At 73.5% G+C, this 7265-nt stretch carries 6 protein-coding genes, 1 pseudogene and 1 riboswitch; all 7 genes and pseudogenes read right to left on the bottom strand.

All coding sequences use genetic code 11. The features are described 5' to 3' along the window. Positions 1 to 440 precede the first annotated feature (440 nt). A complete protein-coding gene (gene ribH / locus G6R24_RS16280; protein WP_163550089.1) occupies positions 441 to 923 on the bottom strand; it encodes a 6,7-dimethyl-8-ribityllumazine synthase in 483 nt (160 codons plus the stop codon). Next, positions 920 to 2317, bottom strand: coding sequence for a bifunctional 3,4-dihydroxy-2-butanone-4-phosphate synthase/GTP cyclohydrolase II (locus G6R24_RS16275; RefSeq protein WP_225438614.1), 1398 nt, complete (start codon positions 2315 to 2317; stop codon positions 920 to 922). Before G6R24_RS16275 ends, ribH begins: the two co-directional genes overlap by 4 nt. Further along, positions 2314 to 3018, bottom strand: a complete 705-nt coding sequence (locus G6R24_RS16270; protein ID WP_163550090.1) for a riboflavin synthase — start codon at positions 3016 to 3018, stop codon at positions 2314 to 2316. Before G6R24_RS16270 ends, G6R24_RS16275 begins: the two co-directional genes overlap by 4 nt. 136 nt (positions 3019 to 3154) lie before the next feature. Then, a riboswitch (FMN riboswitch) is annotated at positions 3155 to 3288 on the bottom strand. A 126-nt stretch (positions 3289 to 3414) separates the two neighbouring features. Next, positions 3415 to 4113 carry a ribulose-phosphate 3-epimerase gene (gene rpe / locus G6R24_RS16265; protein ID WP_163550088.1) on the bottom strand — a complete coding sequence of 233 codons (699 nt, stop codon included), beginning with the start codon at positions 4111 to 4113 and terminating at the stop codon, positions 3415 to 3417. A 9-nt stretch (positions 4114 to 4122) separates the two neighbouring features. After that, on the bottom strand, positions 4123 to 5622 hold the full coding sequence (locus G6R24_RS16260) for an RsmB/NOP family class I SAM-dependent RNA methyltransferase (RefSeq protein ID WP_163550087.1): 1500 nt from the start codon (positions 5620 to 5622) through the stop codon (positions 4123 to 4125). A gap of 74 nt (positions 5623 to 5696) precedes the next feature. After that, complete coding sequence (gene fmt / locus G6R24_RS16255; RefSeq protein ID WP_163550086.1) at positions 5697 to 6728, bottom strand: methionyl-tRNA formyltransferase; 1032 nt, start codon at positions 6726 to 6728, stop codon at positions 5697 to 5699. A gap of 164 nt (positions 6729 to 6892) precedes the next feature. Continuing rightward, positions 6893 to 7265, bottom strand: a pseudogene (locus G6R24_RS16250) (primosomal protein N'); the annotation flags it as partial.

Raw genomic sequence — 7265 nt, 5'->3', positions numbered from 1 at the left:
CAGGGAGATCGGGCGGGCGTCGCCGCCCTGGCCGCCGGAGCCGGCGGCGGGGCGCCTGGTGGTCGGCTCGGCCTGCGCGTCGTCGTCATTCTGGTCGCCGCCATGACCCGCCATCCGTGCCACCTCGCCCTCACCACCGGATCGACCCAGCCGGACGACGCCGAAGCGCGCGCAGGGCGCCGCGACGTGCCATCACCGTCTCGCGGTCGGATCGTCCCGACAGGGATTCCGCAATGAGCGGAACCGTCGAGAACCAGACCACGAGGGGTGAACCCACCGTCAGCACACCTGATCCACTCGGAATCGCCACGTGATGGCAACACCATACCGAGGCCATGTCACCAGGACGGATCGGGCTCACACCGTCCGTGTGAATGCGCCCTACATCTGCGCTCAGCGTGGCGTCAGCGTGGCGCCGACATCGCAGCCGGCAGGGAAGCTCAGCTGGCGGGAGTGAGGTCGCGCAGGACGGCGGCGGTCTCGAGGGCGGCCAGGGCCGCCTCACGGCCCTTGTCCTCGCTGGAGCCGGCCAGACCCGCACGGTCACGGGCCTGTTCGATGGTGTCGCAGGTCAGGACGCCGAAACCGACGGGCACCCGCGCGTCCACGGTGATCCGGGCGAGCGCGGCGGTGACGAACTGACAGACATAGTCGAAGTGCGGTGTCCCGCCGCGGATGACGACCCCGAGGGCGACCACCGCGTCATGGCTCTGCGCCAGGGCGGCGACGACCACGGGCAGCTCGATGGCACCCGCGACCCGCACGACGGTCGGTTCGGCGGCGACCCCGGCCTCCTTCGCGGCCCGCAGCGCGCCGACGAGCAGGGCGTCGGTGATCTCGGCGTGCCAGCGGGTGGCGACGATCGCGAGGCTCAGGCCGTCCGCCTCGGGGAGCACCTCCGCCGGTGCGCCGTGGCCGCTCACAGCCCCTCCCCCTCGACGGACAGCTCACCGGCGGGGACGGCGGCCGACACCAGGGCGGGCCCACCGCTACCGGGACCACGCCGGGCGACCGCGGTCGGCGCGTCATCCCCGACGGCCAGTGGCAGGTCGGCCAGCGGCCGCGCGGGCAAGTCGGGCAGGACCGGCAGGCCGGGGAGCAGGTGGCCCATCCGGTCGCGCTTGGTGGTCAGGTAGCGCAGGTTCTCCGGGGTGTGGTTGACCGGCATCGCGATCAGTTCGACGATGCGCAGCCCGTAGCCCTCGAGGCCCGCGCGCTTGGTCGGGTTGTTCGACAGCAGCCGGATGCCCCGCACGCCGAGGTCGACGAGGATCTGCGCGCCGGTGCCGTAGTCGCGGGCGTCGGCGGGCAGGCCGAGGGCCAGGTTGGCGTCGACGGTGTCGTGGCCGGCGTCCTGGAGCTGGTAGGCGCGCAGCTTGTGCATGAGGCCGATGCCTCGACCCTCGTGTCCGCGCATGTAGAGGACCACGCCGCGGCCTTCGGTGACGACCAGTCGCAGGGCGGCGTCCAGCTGGGTGCCGCAGTCGCAGCGCCGCGAGCCGAACACGTCACCGGTGAGGCACTCGCTGTGCACACGGGTCAGGACGCTCTCACCGTCGCCGAGGTCACCGCGGATCAGCGCGATGTGCTCGACACCGTCGAGGATGCTGCGGAAACCCACCGCGCGGAACGGGCCATAGCGGGTGGGGATGGACGCCTCGGCGACCCGGACGATCTGCTTCTCGGTGCGGCGCCGGTAGGCGATCAGGTCGGCGATGGTGATCAGCAGCAGGCCGTGTTCGCGGGCGAACGCGACGAGTTCGGGCAGGCGGGCCATCGTCCCGTCGTCGTTGACGATCTCGCAGATGGCGCCGGCCGGGTGCAGGCCGGACAGCCGGGCGAGGTCGACGGCGGCCTCGGTGTGGCCGGGACGGCGCAGCACCCCGCCGTCCTTGGCGCGCAGCGGGAAGATGTGGCCGGGGCGGCTGAGGTCACCGGGGGTGGTGTCGGCGCCGGCGAGCAGGCGGATGGTGCGGGCCCGGTCGGCCGCGGAGATGCCGGTGGTCACGCCCTCGCGGGCGTCGACGCTGATGGTGAACGCGGTGCCCATGCGCTCGGTGTTGTGCGGCACCATCTGGTCGAGTTCGAGCCGGTCGGTGTCCGCCGGGTCCATCGGCACGCAGATGACCCCGGAGGTGTAGCGGGTCATGAAGGCGACCAGCTCGGGGGTGGCGGCCTCGGCGGCGAAGATCAGGTCGCCCTCGTTCTCCCGGTCGGCGTCGTCGACGACGACCAGGGGCCGTCCGGCGGCGAACTCGGCGAGCGCGGACTCGATGTCGGCGAAGACCACGTCCTCGCCCTGGCTGCCTGTGGTCATCGCGGAAGTCCGTTCGGTTCGGGGGTGCCGGCCAGGCCGGCGTGCAGTTTCTCCACGTACTTCGCCAGGACGTCGACCTCGAGGTTGACCCGTGAACCGGGCACTCGGTGGCCGAGGGTGGTGTCCTCGAGCGTGGTGGGGATGAGGCTGACGGTGAACGACGCCGGGGCGTCGCCGACGGCCGGGACGACCTCGACGACGGTGAGGCTCACACCGTCGACCGTCACCGACCCCTTCTCGACCAGGTAACGGTCCAGCCCGGACGGCAGGGCGAAGCGGACCAGCTCCCAGTGTTCGGCGATCTGACGGTCGAGCACCTCGGCGACACCGTCGACATGGCCCTGGACCAGATGCCCGCCGAGCCGGTCGGTCAGGCGCACCGGACGTTCCAGGTTGACCCGGTCACCGGCGGTGAGGACGCCCAGGGCGGAGCGCACGAGCGTTTCGCGCATCACGTCCGCGGTGAACGCCGTGGCGCCCGTGGATATGCCGGTGGGGCCGGCCCGGCTCGCGGTCTCGTCGAGGGCCACGCCGTCCCGTAGCAGGCTGGTGACGGTCAGACAGACGCCGTTGACGGCGATGGACGCGCCGTGGGAGGCGTCCGCCAGGACGGTGTGACAGGAAATGGTGAGCGAGGCCGCCTCCGACCGCGCGTCTACCGCGGTGACGACGCCGAGCTCCTCGACGATGCCGGTGAACATCCGACCCGTGCCCTTCGGTCCCGGGCACCGCTCCCCGGACACGGGCGAACCACGCGGGACCTGCCGGCGGGCTCAGGCCGGCGCGCGCCCGCGGCACGGCGGCAGGAAACACCGCGCATGCGGGCACAATGGGCCCGCGCGCGTCCTCCCATCCGGACTTTGACCGTCGGTTCCGGAATTTCACCGGATCAGCCACACCCCGAACTATGCGGGTGTGGGTCGCGGACTATCACCGCCGGCTCGGAATTTCACCGACCCCGGAGCGCGCGTGCAACTGTTTGTGCTGCCCCATTTTGGCATACGAAGCCGGACCGCGCCCGCCACGAACATGTGACCGGAGTCATCCAGATCAGGGGTGGCCACCTGCCCCGCAGCATGAATTGCCTGGTGGACGACCTAGTTCGGCTCGTTGGACGGTGGGGTGAGGCGGGGGGCGACTCGCAGCGCCTGCGCGCGCAGCTTCTCGACGGCCTCGCCGGGGTCGCTGGCGCCGAAGACGGCTGTGCCGGCGACGAAGACGTCCACACCGGCGGCGGCGGCGGCCTCGATGGTGCGCTCGTTGACCCCGCCGTCGATCTGCAACCACAGGTCGAGCCCACGGTCGTCGAGCAGGCGGCGGGCCGCGGCGATCTTGGGCAGGACCTCGGTCATGAACGTCTGGCCGCCGAAACCCGGCTCGATCGTCATGAGCAGCAACAGGTCGAACCGGTGCAGATCGTCGAGGTAGCGCTCCACCGGGGTGTTCGGCTTCACCGCGAGCCCGGTGCGCGCCCCGGCCGCGCGGATGGACGCGGTGGTCCGGGGCAGGTCGTCGACGGCTTCCGCGTGGATGGTGACGTTCGCCGCGCCCCGCTCGGCGTAGCCGGCCGCCCAACGGTCCGGATCGGCGATCATGAGGTGGCAGTCGAGCGGGGTCGGGGTGGTCGCCCGCAGCGCGGTCACCGTGTCCGGGGAGAACGCCAGGTTCGGGACGAAGTGGTAGTCCATCACGTCGACGTGCAACCAGTCCGCCCGTCCCTCGACGGCGTGCGCCGCCTCGGCGATCCGACCGAAATCAGCGGCGAGCATGCTGGGATATATCTGTGCGGTGGCCACCGGCCGAGACTATCGGGGGCCCACCCGCAGCAGCGCGACGAACATCGCGTCCGTGCCGTGCCGGTGCGGCCACAGCTGCCCGAACGGGCCGTCACCAAGCCCAAGCCCGGTCCCGACCCCAACCCCGGTCTCGGCCCCGGAGTCGGTGCCGTTGCCGGCCCCGGTGACGCCGCTGCCAGGCGCGTCACCGCCCGAAACGTCACCGCCCGAAACGTCGCTGCCCGAAACGTCGCTGCCCGAAACGTCGGTGAGGACGCGGGTCGCGTCCAGCAGGGACAGTTCCGGGCGTTGCCCGGCGACCTGGCGGACCACCTCGCTGGTCTCGGCCGGATGCGGCGAACAGGTGGCGTAGGCGACCACCCCGCCGGGGCGCACCAAGTCGGCGGCGGCGACGAGCAGTGCGCGTTGCAGCGGCACGAGGGCGGCGACATCCTCGGGGGTGCGCCGCCAGCGGGCCTCGGGCCTGCGGCGCAGCGCCCCGAGCCCGCTGCAGGGCACGTCCACCAGTACCCGGTCGGCGCTCGCGGGTGCCAGCGGCGCGGCCCGGCCGTCGGCGCGGGCGACCCACGCGCCCGCCATACCTTCCAGGGAGCGGGCGACCAGCCCCGCCCGGGTCATCCGCGGTTCGAGGGCGAGCAGTCCGGCACCGTCCGACCCACCGGCGAGCAGGCCCGCGAGCAGCGCCGCCTTCCCGCCGGGTCCCGCGCACAGGTCGACGGTCAGCCCTCGGTCGGGCCCGACGGTCGGGGTGGCGGCCAGGGCCAGCGCGACCAGCTGGCTGCCTTCGTCCTGCACCGCGGCCGCCCCGCTGGCGACCGACGGCAGCCGACCCGGATCGCCGCCGTCAAGCCGGACGGCGTAGGGCGACCACGGCCCGGGGTGCGCGTCGAGGCCCGCCTCGACGCATTCGGCGAGCAGGTCGTCCCGGGTGATCCGGCCGGGTCGGGCGACCAGATGCGTGCTGGGCCGGATGTCGTTGGCGACCAGGGCCGCCCGGGTCTCGTCCAGGTCTCCGTCCAACGCCTCGGCGACCGCTTCGACGATCCAGCGCGGATGGGTGCACACCGCCGTGAGATGGCCGATCGGGTCGGTGGCGAACGGTGGCGCGTCCAGCAGTTGGGCGAGGTCACCGCCGGTCTCGCTGACCCGGGCGGCGACGCGGCGCAGCACGGCGTTGGCGAACCGGACGGGACGTTCCCCGCTGGTCGCGCGTACCAGGTCCACCGTGGTGGCCACGGCGGCCCGCGCCGGCACCCGTGTCCGCAGCAGCTGGTAGGCGCCAAGACGCAGGGCGTCCCGCAGTGGCGGGTCGATACCCGCCACGGGACGGCTGGTGGCGGTGTCGAGCATCCCGTCCAGGGTGCCCTGGGCGCGCAGCGCACCGTAGGCGAGTTCGGTGACGAACCCGCGGTCACGCGTGGACAGTCCGCTGCCGGCCAGCATCGAGGGCAGCAGCAGGTTCGCGTACGCCCCACGTTCGTCAACGGCGCGTAGCACCTCCCAGGCCATTCGGCGCGGCCGGTCGGGCGATCTGCTCGGCGGCGAACTCGAGGGACGGGCCGGGGGACGACTCGGTGGACGGTTCACGCGCCCCGCCCGCCGTCCACCGCGGCTACCGGCCCCGCGGCCGCGGGCGCTGGTGGCGCGGGTTCCGCCTCCGGGGGCGGGGTGATCAGCTGGTCGTCGGCGTTCGGCCGGGAGCCACGGGCCCAGTCGGCGGTGGCCATCGGCGCCCGTCCTTCGGGACGGACCTCGCCGAGCAGCACCGGGTCGGTGCCCGTGCCCACGGCGACGGACCCGTCGACGAGCACCGCCAGCTGGCCGGGGCGCAGCCCACGGGTCGCGGCGTCGGCGGGCAGCGGACCCATCCGGACCGGTCCGAGTTTGAGCCGCCGACCCCGAAACGTCGTCCAGGCACCGGGAGCCGGGGTGGCCGCGCGGACCAGCCGGTCGACGGCGAGAGCTGGGCGCGCCCAGTCGACCCCGACCTGCGCGACGGTGAGTTTCGGTGCGAACGACACGCCTTCGGCGGGCTGCGGGACCGCCTGCACGCTGCCGTCGGCCAGACCGTCCAGCACTGTGACGAGCAGGCGCGCACCCGAATCGGCGAGCCTCCCCAGCAGGTCACCGGACGTGTCGGACGGGCGGACGAGTTCGGTGACGACACCGAAGACGGGGCCGGAGTCCATCGCCGCCTCGATCTGGAAGACGGTGGCGCCGGTCAGGTCGTCGCCGGCGAGCAGGGTGCGCTGCACCGGGGCCGCCCCCCGAAACGCCGGTAGCAGCGAGAAGTGCAGGTTGACCCAGCCCAGGCGCGGGACCTCCAGTGCCGCCGGCGGCAGCAGCGCGCCGTAGGCGACGACCGGGCAGCAGTCGGGGGCGAGCTCGGTGAGGGCGGCGAGGAACTCGGGGTCGCCCGGACGACGTGGGCTGAGCACCGGGATGCCGGCCTCGTCGGCCAGCAGATGCACCGGCGGCGGGGTCACCTTGCGACCCCGGCCGGCCGGCCGGTCCGGCCGGGTGACCACCGCGACCACGTCATGCTGCGGGCTGTCGATCAGCGCGCGCAGACTGGGCAGAGCAACCGCCGGCGTGCCGGCGAAGACAAGACGCATACCCGAACACCGTTCAGCGTAATGATCCAGAAAGGCCGGCCGGGTCGCACGACCGCGAACCACGGCCGACGAACCCACGGCCGGGAACCGACCGACCCTATCGCGACCGCGCTGCGCCAGCGTGCACGGCCGGGCGCGCAGCGCCCACCCGCCGCCCGCGCTGCTCACCCGATCACCAGCGGATCGAGCTGGATACGCAGGCCACTGGTGCTGCGACGGGCCCCGAGCACACCGCGGGCCGCGTGCAGGGCGGCGGCCAGCTCACCACCTCGCTCCCGGGGGACGCGGATGAGCAGCCGGTGCGGCTCCGGTTCGTCGCCGGCCCGGGCGGCCGTCCGCGGCGCGGGCGACGGCACCGGGCCGAGGACGTCGGCGGGTTCGGGCAACCGCAGGACGCCGAGCAGTTCGGCGACGGCCGCGGCGGTGCCGTCCACCGCGGCGATCCGACTCGCCGGCGGGAAGCCGAGCGCGGCGCGTTCGTCGGCTTCCCGCGCGGTGAAGGTCACCGGGTCCCAGCGGATCAGCGCCTGTACGGCG

The sequence above is a fragment of the Candidatus Frankia nodulisporulans genome (assembly GCF_902806475.1).
In the GTDB taxonomy this organism is placed as follows: domain Bacteria; phylum Actinomycetota; class Actinomycetes; order Frankiales; family Frankiaceae; genus Frankia; species Frankia umida.
The sequence above is the reverse complement of the archived record's forward strand: the minus strand, read 5'-3'. Positions and strand labels throughout refer to the sequence as shown.